The organism is Arthrobacter sp. B0490, assembly GCF_002929355.1.
In the GTDB taxonomy this organism is placed as follows: Bacteria; Actinomycetota; Actinomycetes; order Actinomycetales; family Micrococcaceae; genus Arthrobacter_D.
In genome coordinates this window covers 20,475-37,806 of the sequence record NZ_PJIR01000002.1, presented here as the reverse complement: position 1 = coordinate 37,806, position 17,332 = coordinate 20,475, and the positions used below count along the sequence as shown (strand labels likewise).

General features: G+C 71.8%; 16 protein-coding genes. All 16 read right to left on the bottom strand.

Translation table 11 applies throughout. The features are described 5' to 3' along the window. Window positions 1–68 precede the first annotated feature (68 nt). On the bottom strand, window positions 69–1,001 hold the full coding sequence (locus CXQ97_RS03190) for an RluA family pseudouridine synthase (RefSeq protein ID WP_104179411.1): 933 nt from the start codon (window positions 999–1,001) through the stop codon (window positions 69–71). Further along, on the bottom strand, window positions 991–1,515 hold the full coding sequence (gene lspA / locus CXQ97_RS03185) for a signal peptidase II (RefSeq protein WP_258062312.1): 525 nt from the start codon (window positions 1,513–1,515) through the stop codon (window positions 991–993). Before lspA ends, CXQ97_RS03190 begins: the two co-directional genes overlap by 11 nt. Before the next feature lie 194 nt (window positions 1,516–1,709). Next, on the bottom strand, window positions 1,710–2,357 hold the full coding sequence (locus CXQ97_RS03180) for a DivIVA domain-containing protein (RefSeq protein ID WP_104179410.1): 648 nt from the start codon (window positions 2,355–2,357) through the stop codon (window positions 1,710–1,712). Window positions 2,358–2,501: 144 nt separating this feature from the next. Beyond that, window positions 2,502–2,792: a YggT family protein gene (locus CXQ97_RS03175; protein WP_104179409.1), complete on the bottom strand. Its 291-nt coding sequence runs from the start codon at window positions 2,790–2,792 to the stop codon at window positions 2,502–2,504. 61 nt (window positions 2,793–2,853) lie between these two features. Further along, window positions 2,854–3,375: a cell division protein SepF gene (locus CXQ97_RS03170; RefSeq protein WP_104179408.1), complete on the bottom strand. Its 522-nt coding sequence runs from the start codon at window positions 3,373–3,375 to the stop codon at window positions 2,854–2,856. Window positions 3,376–3,467: 92 nt separating this feature from the next. Next, complete coding sequence (locus CXQ97_RS03165) at window positions 3,468–4,250, bottom strand: YggS family pyridoxal phosphate enzyme (protein ID WP_104179823.1); 783 nt, start codon at window positions 4,248–4,250, stop codon at window positions 3,468–3,470. After that, window positions 4,247–5,068: a polyphenol oxidase family protein gene (locus CXQ97_RS03160; protein ID WP_104179407.1), complete on the bottom strand. Its 822-nt coding sequence runs from the start codon at window positions 5,066–5,068 to the stop codon at window positions 4,247–4,249. The genes CXQ97_RS03165 and CXQ97_RS03160 overlap by 4 nt, the downstream gene beginning before the upstream one ends. A 3-nt stretch (window positions 5,069–5,071) precedes the next feature. Further along, on the bottom strand, window positions 5,072–6,265 hold the full coding sequence (gene ftsZ / locus CXQ97_RS03155; RefSeq protein WP_104179406.1) for a cell division protein FtsZ: 1,194 nt from the start codon (window positions 6,263–6,265) through the stop codon (window positions 5,072–5,074). A gap of 308 nt (window positions 6,266–6,573) precedes the next feature. Further along, a complete protein-coding gene (locus CXQ97_RS03150) occupies window positions 6,574–7,404 on the bottom strand; it encodes an FtsQ-type POTRA domain-containing protein (protein ID WP_104179405.1) in 831 nt (276 codons plus the stop codon). Continuing rightward, a complete protein-coding gene (gene murC / locus CXQ97_RS03145; RefSeq protein ID WP_104179404.1) occupies window positions 7,401–8,831 on the bottom strand; it encodes a UDP-N-acetylmuramate--L-alanine ligase in 1,431 nt (476 codons plus the stop codon). Before murC ends, CXQ97_RS03150 begins: the two co-directional genes overlap by 4 nt. Then, window positions 8,828–9,949, bottom strand: coding sequence for an undecaprenyldiphospho-muramoylpentapeptide beta-N-acetylglucosaminyltransferase (gene murG / locus CXQ97_RS03140; protein ID WP_104179403.1), 1,122 nt, complete (start codon window positions 9,947–9,949; stop codon window positions 8,828–8,830). The genes murC and murG overlap by 4 nt, the downstream gene beginning before the upstream one ends. Beyond that, window positions 9,946–11,355 (bottom strand): putative lipid II flippase FtsW, encoded by a 1,410-nt coding sequence (gene ftsW / locus CXQ97_RS03135; RefSeq protein ID WP_104179402.1) that lies wholly within the window; start codon window positions 11,353–11,355, stop codon window positions 9,946–9,948. Before ftsW ends, murG begins: the two co-directional genes overlap by 4 nt. Beyond that, a complete protein-coding gene (murD, locus tag CXQ97_RS03130; RefSeq protein WP_258062195.1) occupies window positions 11,355–12,929 on the bottom strand; it encodes a UDP-N-acetylmuramoyl-L-alanine--D-glutamate ligase in 1,575 nt (524 codons plus the stop codon). The genes ftsW and murD overlap by 1 nt, the downstream gene beginning before the upstream one ends. Further along, window positions 12,926–14,026, bottom strand: a complete 1,101-nt coding sequence (gene mraY / locus CXQ97_RS03125) for a phospho-N-acetylmuramoyl-pentapeptide-transferase (protein ID WP_104179401.1) — start codon at window positions 14,024–14,026, stop codon at window positions 12,926–12,928. Before mraY ends, murD begins: the two co-directional genes overlap by 4 nt. After that, window positions 14,023–15,588 carry a UDP-N-acetylmuramoyl-tripeptide--D-alanyl-D-alanine ligase gene (gene murF, locus CXQ97_RS03120; RefSeq protein ID WP_104179400.1) on the bottom strand — a complete coding sequence of 522 codons (1,566 nt, stop codon included), beginning with the start codon at window positions 15,586–15,588 and terminating at the stop codon, window positions 14,023–14,025. The genes mraY and murF overlap by 4 nt, the downstream gene beginning before the upstream one ends. Before the next feature lie 6 nt (window positions 15,589–15,594). Beyond that, complete coding sequence (locus CXQ97_RS03115) at window positions 15,595–17,277, bottom strand: UDP-N-acetylmuramoyl-L-alanyl-D-glutamate--2,6-diaminopimelate ligase (RefSeq protein WP_104179399.1); 1,683 nt, start codon at window positions 17,275–17,277, stop codon at window positions 15,595–15,597. Window positions 17,278–17,332: the final 55 nt, after the last annotated feature.

The window sequence follows — 17,332 nt, the reverse complement described above, 5'->3', positions numbered from 1 at the left end:
CCGCCGGCGGCCGCCGGGAGCGTCGCCCGAGGTCGGCACGGCGTGTCACACGGGGCCCGTCGGGCGTGTCAGACCAGTCCGCTGGAGAGGGCCGTGACCGCGTAGGCGAGGTCCACCGGGTAGGGGCTCGAGACGCTCACCGGCTCGCCCGTCCGCGGATGCGCGAAGCCCAGGCGGTGGGCGTGGAGCCACTGCCGCGTGAGGCCCAGCTCGGCGGCGAGCCGGGGATCGGCCCCGTAGGTGAGGTCGCCGGCGCAGGGGTGGCGCAGGGCGGAGAAGTGCACGCGGATCTGGTGTGTCCTGCCGGTCTCGAGGTGCACCTCGACGAGGCTCGCCCGGCCGAAGGCCTCCAGCACCTCGTAGTGCGTCACCGAGTCACGGCCGCCCTCCATCACCGCGAAGCGCCATTCGTGGTGCGGATGGCGGCCGATCGGCGCGTCGATGGTGCCCTTGAGCGGCTCGGGCAGCCCCTGCACCACCGCGTGGTACACCTTGTCGACGGTGCGCTCCTTGAACGCGCGCTTGAGAGCCGTGTAGGCGGGCTCCGTCTTGGCGACGACCATGGCCCCCGACGTGCCCACGTCGAGCCGGTGGACGATCCCGACGCGCTCGGGCGCCCCCGACGTCGAGATGCGGTACCCGGCTGCGGCGAGGGCTCCGACGACGGTCGGCCCGACCCAGCCCGGTGACGGGTGCGCTGCGACGCCGACGGGCTTGTCGACGACGACGAAGTCCTCGTCGTCGAGCAGGATCCCCATGCCGTCGACGGCTTCGGGGATGACGCGGTGCCTGTCGCCGGGGTCGGGGACGTCGACGTCGAGGCGGTCCCCCGCATGCACGCGGTCCGATTTCACCAGTGGCACGCCGCCGCGGAGGACTCGGCCGTCGGCACACCACTGGGCCACGGCCGACCGGGAGACGTCGAGCAGCCGGGCGAGGGCGGCGTCGACGCGGCTCCCCGCATCGGCGTCGGGGACGGTGAGCTGCTGGTCAGCGGCCATCGTCGCCCTGCTCCCCTGCGGTCGGCCCGTCGGTGCCGCGGCTGCCGTCCATGCCGATGCCGCGCAGCGTCAGGATGCAGACGAGCCCCACCCCGCTCACCACGGCGGAGTCGGCGATGTTGAAGATGGCGAAGTTGGGCAGCGCGATGAAGTCCACCACGTGGCCCTGGCCGAACGACGGCTCCCTGAGGAGCCTGTCGGTGAGGTTGCCGAGGGCGCCGCCGAGGACGAGCCCGAGCGCCACGGCCCAGCCCCACGACGCGACCTTCCGCACCTGCAGGACGATGGCGACGGCCACGACGACCATGATGATCGTGAAGACCCAGGTGTAGTCGGTCCCGATGGAGAACGCGGCCCCGGGGTTGCGGATGAAGCGCCAGGAGAGCAGGGGCGGGAGGACCGGGGTGACCTGCCCCTCGCTCATCGTCGCCACGACCCACTGCTTCGTGAGCTGGTCGATCGTGTAGGCGACGAGGGTGCACAGCAGCATGACCACGCCGTACCGGACCGGGATGCGGACGCGGGCGGGGCCTCCCGCGGGGGTGGGATCGGCTGGCTGGTGCTCGTTCACGATGCGTCCAAGGTCTACTCGGTGGGACCGCCACGATGCGTGGCGGCTGGAACGGCGGAAGGGCCGGCCGCCGGGGATCGTGCCCCCGGCCACCGGCCCTTCCACTGCGGCCCGACGCGGTCGGGCCGGATGTCCTGCTAGGAGGCCGACGCGTCGGACGCGAGCGAGCCGCGGGCGTCGAGGTCGCGCAGCTGGCCCTCGATGTACGCCTTGAGGCGGGCGCGGTAGTCGCGCTCGAAGCCACGGAGCTGCTCGACCGTCTGCTCGAGTTCGGTCTTCTGCTCCTCGAGGTCCCCGAGGGTCTTGCGGCTCTTCTCCTCGGCGTCGTTGACCAGGCCGCTGGCCTCGATCTGCGCCTCGGCGATGATCTTGTCGCGCTGCTCCACACCGGCGTTGACGTATTCGTCGTGCAGGCGCTGGGCCATGGCGAGGACGCCCGCGGCGGACTCGGCCGAACTGCCGGCCGGCGCGGCGGGTGCTGCCGGGGCGGGGGTCGGCTCCTCGGCCGCTGCGACCGTCTCGGGGGCCTTCCCGGCGTCGGCGTCCTCGACGACGTCCTCGGTGTGCGTGCTGGCGGCGACCGGGGCCGGGACCGTGAGGGGCTGCGAGGTGTCGGTGGGTCCGTCGGTGGCCCGGCGGCGCAGTTCCTCGTTCTCGGAGTTCAGGCGGCGGAGCTCGACGACGATCTCGTCGAGGAAGTCGTCGACCTCGTCCTGGTCATAGCCCTCGCGGAACTTCGTCGGCTGGAACCTCTTGTTGACAACGTCTTCTGGCGTCAAAGCCATCTGGTCACCTCATACTCATAGAAGCCGTCCACCGGGAGGCGGGCATGGCTGTGGTACCGAATTGTGGACATGAGCACCGGACCCACGTCGAACTGTGAATCAGCGTATATCTTCTGGAACCGCATCACGAAACGGCGTCGGAGCCTAGGCTGCGAGCCCTGCGGACACCGACATCAGGATCAGCACGAGGATGAAGAGCACCAGGAATGCGAGGTCCAGCTGCACCCCGCCCAGGCGGAGCGGCGGGATGAGCCGGCGCAGTGCCTTGATGGGCGGATCGGTCACCGAGTAGACGCCGGACGCGAGGACCAGCGCGAGCTTCTGCGGACGCCAGTCCCGTGCGAAGCCCTGGACGGCGTCGTAGACGATCCGCAGGATCAGGGCGAGCTGGAACAGCATCAGTACCAGGTAGATCAGGGCGAATACCAGACTCACGGAGCAGTTCCAGTCCTTCGGGTCATCGGAGGGTCGGATGCGACCGTGGCGGCCGCAGCGGTCAGCTCTGGTTGAAGAAGCTGGTCTGTGCTTCGCTTGCCTTCAGGTCCTCGCCGAGGACTTCAATATACGACGGCGACAGCAGGAACACCTTATTGGTGACCCGCTCGATGCTGCCGTGCAGGCCGAAGACGAGACCGGCGGAGAAGTCGACGAGCCGCTTGGCATCCGACTCGCCCATGTCGGTGACGTTCATGATGACGGGGATACCGTCCCGGAAGCTCTCGCCGATCAGCTTGGCGTCGTTGTAGGAGCGCGGGTGGATGGTGGTGATCTGGCGCAGCACACCGGAGTCCTCACGCGACGACGGGGCGCGCTTGATGGGCGTCACGGGGGCGCGGTACTCCTCCGCGGGAGCGACCCGGGTCACCGCCGGGGCGGGCTCGAGGTGGCGTTCGTCGCGGTCGTAGTCCACTGCGTAATCCTCGTTCCTGCTGTGCGCGCTCTTCGGTTCGGGCTCGTAGTGCTCATCACCATCGGCGAGCCCGAGGTAGATCATCGTCTTGCGCAGTGCGCCAGCCATGGTGACTCCTGTTCTGAGAGAGGTGGATTGGTGGGGTCCGGCGGCATGCGTCCCGCCCGGCCGCCCGTCGGGCCGCCGTTCTAGCTGGAACGCTACCCCACGCCCGGACGGGGACCGAGCACATCAGAACCGATCCTGAGGTGTGTCGCGCCGGCGGCGACGGCCGCCTCGAGGTCCCCGCTCATGCCCGCGGAGACGGCCGACGCGGAGGGGTCGACGGCCCTCACCGTGGCGCTGATGCGCAGCAGTCGGCCGAACGCGTCGGCGGGATCCCCGCCGAGCGGCGCGACGCCCATGACGCCGGCGAGGCGGAGGCCGGCGGCCGCGCCGACGGCACGGGCCAGGTCTTCCGCATCGGCCGGGAGCGCGCCGCCGCGACTGCGGGTCCGGGGCGCATCCCGCTCCGTGGACGGCACTCCCGACACGCCGTCGTCGAGGGTGAACTGCAGGAAGCAGTCGAGGTCCGGACGGTCAGGGAGGCCCTGTGCCGCCCTGCGCGCCTGCTCGGCGGCCATCGCCTTCCCCAGCGCGTCCACGAGCGGCGCACGGTCCACCGAGTGCACGCTGTGCGCGTACCGCACGACCGACTTCGCCTTATTGGTCTGCATCTGCCCGATGAAGTGCCATCTGAGCGCGAGGTCCTCGAGCTCGGCCGCCTTCCCGGCGGCCTCCTGGTCCCGGTTCTCCCCGACGTCCGCGACGCCGAGGCGCGCGAGGATGCGCAGGTCGGACGCCGGGAAGTACTTGGTGACGACGATGAGATCCGGTGCGGCGCGCCCGGCCGCGGCCGCGGCAATGCGCGCCCGGACGTCGCCGAGCCGCATGGCGAGCTCGAGCGCGCGGCGGTCCCCGGAACCGGCGTCGCCGGGCGTCATGGCCGCCACACCAGGCCGGCGATGCGGCCGGCTCCGGGTTCCCGGCGGTGCGAGAACAGCCCCGGATTCTCCAGCGTGCAGGGGCTGCCGTTCCCGGACACCCGTCCGACGCGGATTCCGGCGCCCTCGAGCTGGCGGCGGACCGCGGCGGGCAGGTCGAGCGCGGGGGTACCGGTGCGGGTCCGGGACGCGGCCTCGGGCAGGCCCTCGGCCACCGAGCGCATCATGTCCTCAGGGACCTCGTAGCAGGAGCCGCAGACGGACGGTCCGATCCACGCGACGAGGTCGCGCGCGCCGGACCGGGCGAGGACCCGCACCGCGTTCGCGACGATCCCGTTGCCGACGCCGGCGCGGCCGGCATGGACGACGGCCGTCGCGCCCGTGCCGCCCTCCGCGACCGAGGCATCGGCGAGGACGATCGGCACGCAGTCGGCCACGAGGACGGCCAGCGGGTGCAGGCCGTCCCGGGAGACCATGCCGTCGGCATCGGGCGTCCGGGCGGCGTCCAGGGCGTCCCATGCAGCTCCGCCGGCGCCCCGACCGTGCTGGCGGTGCTGGCCGTGCTGGCCGTGCTGGCCGTCGTCGAGCACCGCGACGCGGTCGGAGTGGGTCTGGCTCATGAAGCGCAGGGATCCCGCGGCGACCCCCATCGATTCCTCGAGCCGGCGGCGGTTCCGGCGCACCCCGTCCGCGTCGTCCCCGACATGGAGGGCGAGGTTGCCCGCCGTCGCGGTGGTGAAGGCGACCCGGAGCCCCGGACGGACTTCCGCGTTCCAGTGGAACGGCGAGTCCGGTCCGGGACCGTCGGCTGCGTGCACCGACTACTTCAGGAAGTCGGGTACGTCGAGGTCGTCCGATCGGCCGGCGGACAGGTCGGGCTCCACGATCGCGGGCAGGTCCACGTCGAAGCCCGAATCGGCCGGGACGGCCTGGACGTTCTGCGCACGCTGCTGCGACCAGGCGCCGAGGCCTGCGGTGGCCGGCACGCGCTGCCTGTCGCCGCCGACGCTCGGGGCGACGGCGGGGCGCGAGGCGGGAGCGGGCGCGGCAGCGGGCTGTGAGGTGGCGTCCACCTGGTCGAATCCGGCGGCGATGACCGTCACGCGCGCCTCGTCGCCGAGTGCGTCGTCGATCACGGCGCCGAAGATGATGTTCGCCTCCGGGTGCGCGACCTCCTGGACGAGGCGCGCGGCCTCGTTGATCTCGAACAGGCCGAGATCCGACCCGCCCTGGATCGACAGCAGGACGCCGTGCGCGCCGTCGATGGAGGCCTCGAGGAGCGGTGACGCGATGGCGAGTTCCGCGGCCTTCACGGCCCGGTCCTCGCCGCGTGCGGAACCGATACCCATGAGCGCCGAGCCGGCTCCCTGCATGACGGACTTCACGTCCGCGAAGTCGAGGTTGATCAGGCCCGGCGTGGTGATGAGGTCAGTGATGCCCTGGACACCCGAGAGCAGCACCTGGTCGGCGGAGCGGAACGCGTCGAGCATCGAGACGTTGCGGTCGCTGATGGACAGCAGCCGGTCGTTCGGGATGACGATGAGGGTGTCGACCTCCTCGCGGAGCGTGTCGATGCCGCTCTCTGCCTGGTTGGAGCGGCGGCGTCCCTCGAAGGTGAAGGGACGGGTGACCACGCCGATGGTCAGCGCACCCAGGGAGCGGGCGATGCGGGCGACGACGGGAGCGCCACCGGTACCGGTGCCGCCTCCCTCTCCGGCGGTCACGAAGACCATGTCGGCCCCGCGCATGACCTCCTCGATCTCCTCCGCGTGGTCCTCCGCGGCACGCCGGCCCACTTCGGGGTCCGCTCCTGCGCCGAGGCCGCGGGTGAGTTCACGTCCGACGTCGAGCTTGACGTCCGCGTCACTCATCAGCAGCGCCTGGGCGTCCGTGTTGATGGCGATGAACTCCACGCCGCGGAGCCCGACCTCGATCATCCGGTTGACGGCGTTGACGCCGCCGCCGCCGATGCCGACGACCTTGATGACGGCCAAGTAATTCTGAGGTGCTGCCACGTCCTGTGTCCCTTGTTCGAATCTGTGTGCTGTACGGGGGCTGCCGAGGGTTCGGCCGAACCTTCACGCGTGAAAAACGTTAACGTTCAGGTTGAGAGTTAACGTTATGTCAGGTAACTTCTATCTCTGACGCTAGGGGCTTACGCTGCGCGTTGCAAAGACCGGGCGCCGTGTGTCGGGCGTGTCGCCCGTGTTGCCCTCCTCGCCGATGTCTGATCCGCGCCCGGAGACCGTCGGGAATCGTCCCGGACCGCCGACGATCCGCGTCCGTCGGATGAGTCCTCGCCTGCCTCGCCCGTCGGCTGCCGTCACCGCGTGACGGGCCGGTCGGGAGTGCTGACGTCGAACTCGCGGACCGGCGGGTCGGTGGCCGGCATGGCGAGCATCGCCTCGAGCACCCGCGCCTTCTCGGCGCTGCGCTCCGAGCTGCCCCAGAAGATCCGCTGGTCGCCCGACAGGGACAGCCGGATGGAGTCGACACTCGCCGCCGAGGCGTTGTTGAGCCGGGACAGCACCTCCACGGGCAGCTCGGCCAGGACCGCGGTGATGGAGGAGAAGACCTCGGAGTTGACCGCATTCGTCCCTCCGTCGATCAGCGGCAGCTTGACCTGGTCGCGCTGCGTGACGCTCGCGAGGTGGCGGCCCTCGGAGTCGATCAGCACGAACTCCCGGCCGCTCTGCAGCACGGCGACGGGGACACGCTCCTGCACCGTGACCACGAGCGTGGAAGGTGGCTCCGCAGCGATCCGGATGTCGTCGATGGGCGCCTTGTCCGCGAGCAGCCCTCGGACCTGGTCCGGCGAGATCCTGGTGAGCGAGGTTCCCAGGAGCGGAGCCAGGGCGGCGTCCACCTCCTGCGTCGGCACGAGCACGTTGCCCTCGACCACGACGGTCCGGAGGGCGAGGGCGGGCGAGAACACCACGTAGGCGACGACCCCGCCGAGGACCAGCACCACCGCGGTGACCGCGAGGAGGATGTTCCGGAGCCTGTGCGACTTCCGCGGGGTCGGGAAGTCCAGGACCTTCCCGGGCGGTGTCCCGCCGTCACGCCGATCGAGCTGCGATACCGTCCCGCCCGGCGCACCGGCGGCGCGGGAGGGGCTGGAGGGAGGTGTGGGTCGAGGCTTCCGGGGCGTCATCGCGGCGACCCGGGCCGGTCCTGCGCTGCCGCCCGCTCCCTGAGCCGCGCGACGAGCTGCACGCCGTACTGGGTGACGTCGCCCGCGCCGATGGTGAGGACGATGTCGCCCGCCCGTGCGTGCGCCGTGACGGCTCGCAGGGCCTCGTCCGGGTCCTCGATGTAGGCGGCGCCGGGGAGGAGGTCCGTGATGGTCCACCCGCCGATGTCGTCCACGGGGTCCTCGCGGGCCGCGTAGACGGGCAGGACGGTGACGGTGTCGGCGAGCGAGAGCGCCGCGGCGAAGCCGGCGGCGAACTCCCGCGTGCGGGAGAACAGGTGCGGCTGGAAGAGCGCGTGCACGCGGTGCTCCCCCGCGACCGTCCGGGCAGCCGTGAGGGCTGCCTCGACCTCCGTGGGGTGGTGGGCGTAGTCGTCGAACACACGGACGCCGTCCCCCTCCCCCCGGGCCTCGAAGCGCCGTGCCGCGCCAGAGAACAGCGACAGCGCGGCCGCCGCGACGGCGGGGTCGACGCCGAGTTCGAGAGCGACGGCGAAGGCCGCCGCCGCGTTGAGGATGTTGTGGCGACCGGGGACCCCGAGTTGCAGCTCCTGCTGGGCGTCGAGCCCGTCGACGGCGAACGAGAGCAGGCTGTTGGTGGTGCTCCCGACGGCCCGCGTGTCACTGATCCTGAGGTCGGCGGTGGCGGCGTACCCGTAGGTGCGGACCCTGCACGGCTCGTGCACGCCCTCCGCGAGGGCTGCGGCGCCGGGATCGTCGGCGCAGGCCACGAGCAGCCCGTCCTCGGGCAGCCGCCGGGCGAACTGCCGGAAGGAGTCGTGGACGGCCTCGGCCGTGCCGTAGTGGTCGAGGTGGTCCGCCTCGACGTTGGTGACCACCGCGATCCGCGGGGCGTAGTTGAGGAACGAGCCGTCGGACTCGTCCGCCTCGGCCACGAAGACGTCGCTGCCGGTCCAGGCCGCGTTCACGCCGAGGGCCGCGACGTCTCCGCCGATGGCGAACGACGGGTCGAGCCCGGCTTCGCGGAGCAGGACCGTGATCATGGCGGTCGTCGTGGTCTTGCCGTGCGTGCCCGCCACGGCGACGCCGTGCTGCCCGTGCATGGCCGCGGCGAGGGCCTGGGAGCGGTGCAGGACCGGCAGTCCCCGCCGACGCGCCTCGGCGAGCTCCGGGTTCGTCGCGCGGATCGCGGACGAGATCACGATCGTGCCGCCGTCGGGCACGGCCCCGGCGGAGTGTCCGACGTGCACCTCGGCGCCCAGCGCCGCGAGGGCGCGGAGTCCCTTCGACTCCGCGGCGTCGGAGCCGGAGACGCGCACCCCCTGGCCGAGGAGGACCCGCGCGACGGCGGACATGCCGGCACCTCCCAGCCCGATGAAGTGGACGGGTTCCCGCAGTCCGGCGCCCTGCGGGATGCCGGCGTTCATCGTGCGCTCCGCGCGGCGCCGAGGACCAGGTCCGCCATGCGTCGGTCCGCGTCGCGCACCCCCTGGGCGTAGGAGGCCGCCGACATGCCGGCGAGCCGTCCCGGGTCGGTGACGAGCCCGGGGAGGTGGTCGCGGATCCACGCGGGGGTGAAGTCCGCGTCGTCCACGAGGAGGGCACCACCGGACCCGACGAGTGCGCCGGCATTGAATCTCTGCTCGCCGTTGCCGTGGGGCAGCGGTACGAGTACGGCGGGCAGGCCCACGGCGCTGATCTCGCTGACGGTGGCCGCCCCGGCCCTCGCGACGAGGAGGTCGGCCGCGGCGTACACGCGCTCCATCCCGTCGACGAATTCGACCTGGTGGTAGCCGGGCACGGCCGGCGGGGTGCCGTCCTGCGCCATCACCTGCTTGCCCCGCCCGGTGATGTGGAGGATCTGCATGCCCGCCGCGGTGAGCCCGGGTGCAGCCTCGGCGACCGCCCTGTTGAGGCTCGCTGCTCCGGACGACCCGCCCGTCACGATGAGCGTGGGCCGCTCCGGGTCGAGTCCCAGGGACGCCCGCGCACCGGCCTGCCCGGCCGCGCGGTCCAGCTCTGCGATGCTCCGGCGCATGGGCATGCCGACCAGCACCGCGTTCCTCAGGCCCGTGCCCCCGAACGCGACGGCCACGCGGGAGGCGACGCGGGCGCCCACCCGGTTCGCCATCCCGGGGCGCGCGTTCGCCTCGTGGATCACCACGGGCACGCGGCGCGTCCAGGCGGCCAGGTACACGGGGGTGGAGACGTACCCGCCCACACCGACGACGACATCGGCTCCCGCGTCGGCCACGATCGCCCGTGCCTGGCGGACCGCGCGGACGAGTCGCGCCGGGAGCTTGACGAGGTCGATCGACGGCCTCCTGGGCATGGGTACGCGGTCGATGGTGCGGAGGTCGAACCCTGCGGCGGGGACGAGGCGTGTCTCCATCCCCGCCTCGGTGCCGACGGCCGTGATGCGGGTGCCGGGCCGCCGCTCGACGATCGCCGCCGCGATCGCGAGCAGGGGGCTGATGTGACCCGCCGTGCCGCCGCCCGCGAGGACCACCGACACGGGGCGTTCAGGAGTGGAGGGGGATGTCATGGAAGTGCGGGATCTCTTCTCGAGGAGGACGGGAGCGGGGACACGGCGTCCGGCGCGTGCGGCATCTTGCGCGCGAACGACAGCAGGACGCCGACGGCGGCGAGGGTGAAGGTGAGGGCCGATCCGCCGTAGGAGATGAAGGGCAGCGGCACGCCGATGACCGGGAGCAGTCCCGTGACCATGCCGATGTTGACGAAGGCCTGCCCGATGAGCCACACGAGGATCGAGCCCATGAGGATCCGCACGAACGGGTCCGTGTAGCGGAGCGCCACGCGGATGGTGGCCACCGCGAGAATGCCGAACAGGAGGATGACCACGGACGTGCCGAGCAACCCGAACTCCTCACCGATGATCGCGAAGATGAAGTCGTTGTGGGCTTCCGGGATCCAGTTCCACTTCTGCCGGCTCTGGCCGATCCCCACCCCGAACCACCCGCCGGACGCCATGGCGAAGAGCCCGTTGTCGGACTGCAGGCACAGGTCGGCGCCGTCGTCGCAGTTCAGGCCGAGCCACGCGCTGATGCGCCCGCCACGGTTGGAACTGGTCGCGACCATCAGCAGCGAGCCGGCCAGCGCGGCGAGGCCGGCGAGGCTGAACAGCTTGAGCGGCGCACCGGCGAAGAACAGGGCCGCTCCGGCGATCATCATGAGCACCAGTCCGGTGCCGAGGTCCCCGCCGATTAGGACGAGCCCGATGGGCAACCCGCCCAGCGGCAGGGCCGGGATCATGGCGTGCTTCCAGTCCCGGATGAGCGCCTTCTTGCGCTCGAGCACGGAGGCGAACCAGAGGGCCAGGGCGAGCTTCGTCGGCTCCGACGGCTGGAAGGTCTGGCTGCCGATCTGGATCCAGTTCTTGTTGCCGTTGATCTCGACACCGATCACGAGCACGAGGATCAGCAGCACAATGGCGATCCCGAGGCTCGGCCAGGCCAGCGCCTTGTACGCGCGGGGGCCGAGTCGTGAGAGCACGAGCATCAGCACGAGTCCGGCGCTGGCCCAGACGGCCTGCTTGAGGAAGAGGTCGAACGTGTCCTTGCCCTCGGAGATGGCCTCCACGGAGGACGCCGAGAGGACCATCATGAGGCCGATGGCCGTGAGTGCGAGGGCTGCGCCGAGGATGAGGTAGTAGCTCGACCCGGAGGGGGCGCGGTCGGAGCCCTCCAGGAACACCCAGCCTCGCCTCAGGCTCGCCCGCAGGCCCTTCGCGGGCCGATCCTCGGGTGCCGTGGTGCGCGGGACGGCTGTCGTGCTGCCGGGCTTGACGGTGTGGGCCTTGGCCGCGGCACTCGTCGGTGCGGGCGCGCGGCCGGCCCCGGAGGACGGCCCGACGGGGCGGCCGGCCTCCGAGGTGCGCGCCGGCCGGACGGAGGGCTTGCGTCCTCCCGGACGGGTGGGCGTGGTCGCCATCAGGACTCCTTCGGGGTTGTCCCCTGGCCGCCGCGCGCTCCGACGGCCGCCATGAAGGCGGCCCCACGGTGCGCGTAGGAGGAGAACTGGTCCATCGATGCGGCGGCCGGCGCCATCAGCACGGTGTCGCCGTCCCGGGCGAGGCGCGAGGCCTCGGCGACGGCCCACTGCATCAGGGCCTCGCCGGTGGCCGGGTCGGGTGACCCGCCGTCGTGCCCGTGTCCAGTCTGGGTGCTGGGGTGCAGGGAGACCGGGACGTCGGGTGCGTGTCGGGCGAGTGCGCCCTGCAGCGGCGTCGGGTCCGCGCCGAGCAGGACGACGGCCCGGAGCCGCCGTGCGTGGTCGGTTACGAGCTCGTCGTAGGAGACGCCCTTCGAGAGCCCGCCGGCGATCCAGACGACCGACTGGAAGGACGCCAGGGACGCCGAGGCCGCGTGCGGGTTGGTGGCCTTCGAGTCGTTGATCCAGAGCACGCCGTCCTCGTTCGCGATCACCTGGATGCGGTGGTCCCCGGGCTGGAAGGCGCGGATGCCGTCGCGCACCGCCGCAGCAGGGATGCCGGCGGCACGGACGAGGGCCGCGGCGGCCAGGGCATTGGCGACCAGGTGGCGCGGGACGACCTCGCCGAGTTCGCTGATGGACGCGAGTTCGGCGGCCGAGTCCTTCCGCTGTTCGATGAAGGCTCGGTCGACGAGCAGGTCCTCGACGACGCCCATCATGCTGACGGACGGCATGCCGGTGGTGAAGCCGACGGCGCGGCAGCCCTCGACGACGTCGGCCTCCTCGACCATGGCCTCGGTCTCGCGCTGCTCCACGTTGTAGACGCAGGCGATCCTCGTCCTCGCGTAGACCGAGGCCTTCGCCGCGAGGTACGCCTCGTAGCTGCCGTGCCAGTCGACGTGGTCCTCGGCGATGTTCAGGCAGACGCTCGCGAGGGGCGAGATGGAGTGCGCCCAGTGCAGCTGGAAGCTGGAGAGCTCGACCGCGAGGAAGTCGTAGCCCTGCGGGTCGCGGATGACGTCGAGGATGGGCGTGCCGACGTTGCCGGCTGCGACCGCCCGCTTGCCCGCGGCGAGGAGCATGGACTCGGTGAGGCCGACGGTGGTGGTCTTCCCGTTGGTCCCGGTGATCGTCAGCCACTCGGCGGTGGGGCGTCCCTCGCGGATCCGCACGCGCCACGCCAGTTCGACGTCGCCCCAGATCGGCACCCCGGAGGCAGCGGCCTCGGTGAGCAGCGGCTGGGTGGGAGGCCACCCGGGCGACGTCACGACGAGGTCGGGCCGCTCACCGTCGACGAGCGGCAGCGAAACGGCGTGCCCGGCGCCGAGCAGGACGTCCCGGGCGCCGACGATCCGTAGCGTGTCCGCCTTCGCCTCGTTTTCCTGCGTGGCACCGGCGTCCACGACGACGACGGCGGCGCCGAGTTCGATCAGCGTGTCCGCGGCGGAGAAACCGGAGGCTCCGATGCCGGCGACGACGACCCTCAGGCCGGCCCAGTCGGAGTCCCAGGTGGTGAGGTGCTTCAGGCGGGGGGTCTCCCAGGTGTTGGCTGCCATGCCGTCCGTCCCGCTCATCCGACGACCCATTCCGCGTAGAAGATCCCGAGGGCCGCGGCCACGAAGAGTCCGGCGAGGATCCAGAACCGGACGACGACCGTGACCTCCTGCCAGCCCTTGAGTTCGAAGTGGTGCTGCAGCGGCGCCATCTTGAAGACGCGCTTGCCGCCGGAGAGCTTGAAGTAGCCCACCTGGATGATGACGGAGAGCGTGATCATCACGAACAGGCCAGCCAGGATCACGAGGAGCAGTTCGGTGCGGGAGAGGATCGCGAAGCCTGCGATCGCCCCACCGATGGCGAGGGACCCGGTGTCACCCATGAAGATCTTCGCGGGTGACGTGTTCCACCACAGGAAGCCGACGAGCGCGCCGCTCATCGCCCCGGCGATCAGCGCCAGGTCCAGGGGGTCGCGTACCTCGTAGCAGACGCTCCCCGCGCCGGGCGCACCGCAGCTCTGGTTGCTCTGCCAGATGCCGATGAGCATGTACGCGCCGAAGACGAGGATGGACGCACCGGCGGCGAGTCCGTCCAGGCCGTCGGTGAGGTTCACGCCGTTGCTGGCACCGGTGATGATCAGGTTGGACCAGATGACGAAGAGGATGGCACCGAGGACGGTCCCCGCGAAGGCGAGGTCGATCGGCGTGTCACGGATGAAGGAGATGGCCGTCGACGCCGGCGTCCTCCCCTCCCCGTTGGGGAACCGGAGCGCGAGGACACCGAAGATCACGCCGACGGCGGTCTGGCCCGTGATCTTGGCCGGCGCGCTCAGGCCGAGGCTGCGCTGCTTGGAGATCTTGATGTAGTCGTCGGCGAACCCGACCAGCCCCATGCCCGTGGCGAGGAAGAGCAGCAGCAGGCCCGAGGCGCTGGGCCCGCCGACGGGCGATCCGACAGCCATCATCAGCAGGTGCGTCAGGAAGTAGGCGATCACCACCGATCCGACGATCACGGCGCCGCCCATGGTCGGCGTCCCGCGCTTGGTGTGGTGGGCGGTCGGCCCGTCGTCGCGGATGAACTGGCCGTAGCCCTTGTTAACGAGGAGCCGGATGAACAGGGGTGTGCCGGCGAAGGCGAGGACGAGCGCCGAGGCCGAGCCTATGAGGATTGCTATCACGGCTGCTGGGCCTTTCCGGAGGCGTCGGGTCCGCCGGCCGCCTCGAAGTCTGCGGGAGGGTGGCCCGAGGGGCCGCCCGGCGCATCGGGGAGGGCGCTCTCGGGCGCTTCGGTGGGCGCTTCGGGTGACCGGTTCCGGGCGACCCGGTCGCCGAGGAAACGCAGGCCGGCGCCGTTCGAGGACTTGAAGAGCACGATGTCGTCGGGCGCGAGCTCCGCCTGGAGCATCAGCTCCGCGGCCTCGACGTCGTCCACGTGCGTGGCTTCGCTCCCCCACGAGCCCTCGAGCACGGCGCCGTTGAACAGCGCGCGGGTGTTGGGTCCCACGCAGACGAGCTTGGAGATGTTGAGCCGGACCACGACGCGGCCGAGGAGGTCGTGCTCCTCGATCGAGCGGTCACCCAGCTCCAGCATCTCGCCGAGGACCGCCCAGGTGCGGCGGGATCCCGCGCGCCCGAGTTCGGCGAGGGTGCGCAGCGCGGCGCGCATCGATTCGGGGTTCGCGTTGTAGGCGTCGTTGATGACGGTCACGCCGTCGGCGCGTTCGGTGCGCTCCATCCGCCAGCGGCTCGCGGCCGCCTGCGTGCGGAGGCTCGCGGCGATGCTCGCGGGGGCGCAGCCGACCTCGTACGCGGCGGTCGCCGCGGCCAGCAGGTTGGTGGTGTGGTGGAGGCCGAGCAGCGGGGAGACGACGTCGTGTTCGCTGCCGTCCGGGAAGGCGAGGGTGAAGGAGGGGCTCCCCTCCGCCGTCGTCGTGCTGTTGCGCGCGCGCACCACGTCGGCGCCGTCCGAGGTGAAATCGTCCGACGACGTGAAGAACGCCCGCCGTGCGGCCGTGCGGCCCTGCATGGCGAGCACGCGCTCGTCGTCGGCGTTGATGATCGCGGTGCCGCCCCCGGCCAGCGCCTCGAACAGTTCGCCCTTCGCCCGAGCGATGTTCTCGACCCCGCCGAACTCGCCGGCGTGGGCCGAGCCGACACCGAGGACGACGCCGACGTCGGGCCGCACGAGCGACGCGAGGTAGGCGATGTGGCCGGGCTTGGTGGCGCCCATCTCGATGACGAGGTAGCGGGTGTCCCATCCCGCCTCGAAGACGGTCAGGGGGACGCCGACCTCGCCGTTGTAGGAGCCGCGCGGCGCGACCGTCGGCCCCTCCGCGGCGAGGATGCCGGCGAGGAGGTCCTTGGTGGTCGTCTTGCCTGCCGAGCCGGTGATGCCGATGACGGTCAGCTCGCCGGAGGCGCGGAGCCGGCGGACGGTCTCGGCGGCCAGCACGCCCATGGCGAGCACGGCATCCGGGACGACGACGGACGCGAACGGTCCGTCCTGTCCGGCGACCTCGTGCTCGGCCAGCGCGAGGACCGCGCCGCGCTCGAAGGCCGAGCCGATAAACAGGTGCCCGTCGGACTCCTCGCCGGGCTTGGCGACGAAGAGCGACCCGGGCACGCATTCCCGCGAGTCGGTCGCCGCGGAGGTGACGGTGATGGCCGGGAGGGCCGGATCGGTGCCGACGAGGACACCGCCTGTGAGTGCCGCGATCTCGGCTGCGCTGAATTCAATCATGACGGTTCAGGACTCTATCCCGGCCGGTGAAAGCCCAGAGAATCCGTGCCTTGTCAACGCGGACCGCAGCTCCACGCGGTCGTCGAGGGACAGGTTGATGCCCTTCACTTCCTGCCAGACCTCGTGGCCCCGGCCCGCGATGATGACGGTGTCGGAGGGACGTGCCAGGGCGACGGCGCGGTCGATCGCCTCCGCCCGCGGGAAGACCTCCAGCACCTCGCAGGCCAGACCCTCGTCCCGGACCGCCGCGTCGGCACCCTCGCGGACGGCGCGGCGGATGACGGCGTCGTCCTCGTCGTGGGGGTCGTCGTCGGTCACGATGAGGATGTCGGACAGGCGTGCCCCCACGGCGCCCATGACGGGGCGCTTCGTCTCGTCGCGCTGCCCGGTCGCGCCGAACACCGCGATGACCCGGCCACCGGGGCGTCGCACCGAGGCCAGCGTGCGTTCGAGCGCATCGGGGTTGTGCGCGAAGTCCACGATGGCGGCCGGTTCCTCCCCGATGAGCTGCATGCGGCCCGGCACCTCGGTGGTGAACGGGTCGGACGCGTCGAGTGCGCGCTGGACGTCCGCCACGGGGACGCCCGAGGCGACGACCATGACGGCCGCGAGGGCCGCGTTGGACACGTTGAACGTGCCCGGCAGGCCGCTGCGGACCCGCAGTTCCTCGCCGGTGCGTCCGCGGAGCACGAACATGTGCCCGAGCCCGCTGGGCTCGACGTCGCCGACGGTCCAGTCCGCGGACGCGCCGCCGGGGGAACCAGCGGGATCGGAGCCGGACGAGGTGTCGGAGTCGGTGTCGGATGCCGCGCCCGATGCCGCGCCCGATGCCGCGCCCGATGCTGCGTCGGTGCGGAGGGTGAGGACGGGCACGTCGGCGGAGTCCGCGAGCCTGCGCCCCCAGGCGTCGTCGACGAGGACGACGGCACGGCGGCAGCGCGCCGCGGTGAAGAGCGTCGCCTTGACCGCGAAGTAGTCCTCCATGGTGCCGTGGAGGTCGAGGTGGTCCTGGGTCAGGTTGGTGAACCCGGCGACGTCGAACCGGACCCCGTCGACGCGCCCGAACTCGAGTGCGTGGGAGGACACCTCCATCGAGGCCGCGCCGAGGCCGCGCTCGCGCATCAGGGCGAGGAGCGAGTGCACCTGGGGCGATTCCGGCGTGGTGAGCGCGCTGGGGATGGCCTCGCGGCCCGCCCGGATCTCGATCGTTCCGATGAGTCCGGTCGACCGGCCGAGTGCCTCGAGGAGGGCGTTGACGAAGTAGGTGGAGGTCGTCTTGCCGTTCGTCCCGGTGATCCCGAACAGGGTCGGGGCCGGGGCGCCCTCATCGGGCTGACTGTCGAAGATGGCGCGTGCGAGGGGGCCCACGGCGCCGCGGGGATCGGGCACGACGACGACGGGGGGCAGGGCCTGCCCTGCCGCTGCCGCGCTGTCGGTCGCACGAAGCGCGCCGGCGGCGTCCGTCAGGATGGCGACCGCCCCGGCCCGGACCGCCTGCCCGGCGAAGTCGGCCCCGTGCCGTGCCGCTCCGGGCAGGGCGGCGTACACGTCGCCGGGGAGCACCGCGCGTGAGTCGAGGGTGATGCCGGTGACGGTCGGGAGGTCCGGGGGGACGGAGGGTCCCGCCGGCGCGCCGATGGCGGCGAGGGCCGCCGACAGGCTGATCGGGTGGGGGGCATGCGGCCGCATCAGGGAAGCGGGGCTCCCCTGCGGCGTGTTCGGGTGCACGGTGCTGTGGCCTCCG